This is a genomic window from Streptomyces alanosinicus, from assembly GCF_014650595.1.
In the GTDB taxonomy this organism is placed as follows: domain Bacteria; phylum Actinomycetota; class Actinomycetes; order Streptomycetales; family Streptomycetaceae; genus Streptomyces; species Streptomyces alanosinicus.
Map to the genome: position 1 here is coordinate 1 of NZ_BMVG01000148.1, position 984 is coordinate 984.

Sequence of the window (984 nt, forward strand, 5' to 3'; positions counted from 1 at the left end):
GGCGCCCGTCACCACCACCCTGATGGCGCTGGGCGCGTTCCCGGACAGTCATCCGCTGCATGTGGGGATGCCGGGCATGCACGGTGCGGTCACCGCTGTCACCGCGCTGCAGAAGGCCGACCTGATCGTCGCGCTCGGGGCCCGTTTCGACGACCGGGTCACGGGCAGGCTGGACAGCTTCGCCCCGTACGCCAAGATCGTCCACGCCGACATCGACCCGGCCGAGATCGGGAAGAACCGTGAGGCGGACGTGCCGATCGTGGGTGACGCGCGTGAGGTGATCGCCGATCTGGTGCAGGCGGTGCAGAAGGAGCACAGTGAGGGCCACAAGGGTGACTACACCGCGTGGTGGAGTGATCTGAACCGCTGGCGTGAGACCTATCCGCTGGGTTACGACCAGCCCGAGGACGGTTCGCTGTCCCCGCAGCAGGTCATCGAGCGGATCGGGCAGCTCGCGCCCCAGGGGACGATCTTCGCGGCGGGTGTCGGCCAGCACCAGATGTGGTCGGCGCACTTCATCCGGTACGAGCAGCCCGCCACCTGGCTGAACTCCGGTGGTGCCGGGACGATGGGTTATGCGGTGCCGGCCGCGATGGGTGCCAAGGCCGGGCAGCCGGGGCGGACGGTGTGGGCGATCGATGGTGACGGTTGTTTCCAGATGACGAATCAGGAACTGACCACCTGTGCGTTGAACAACATCCCGATCAAGGTCGCGATCATCAACAACGGTGCTCTGGGGATGGTCCGTCAGTGGCAGACCCTGTTCTACAACCAGCGGTATTCGAACACGGTGCTGCACAGTGGTCCGGACGACGTGAATCCGGAGGCGAAGGGCACGCGGGTGCCGGACTTCGTGAAGTTGTCCGAGGCGATGGGGTGTGTGGGGCTGCGGTGTGAGCGGCCGGAGGATCTGGACAAGGTCATCGAGGAGGCGAACTCGATCAACGACCGTCCGGTCGTGGTCGACTTCATCGTCCACGAGGA

At 65.8% G+C, this 984-nt stretch carries 1 protein-coding gene; it reads left to right on the plus strand.

Annotation, left to right across the window (positions count from 1 at the left end; translation table 11 throughout):
• The coding region (locus IE277_RS46715; RefSeq protein WP_229882613.1) for a thiamine pyrophosphate-dependent enzyme at positions 1-984 on the plus strand (984 nt) is incomplete at both ends.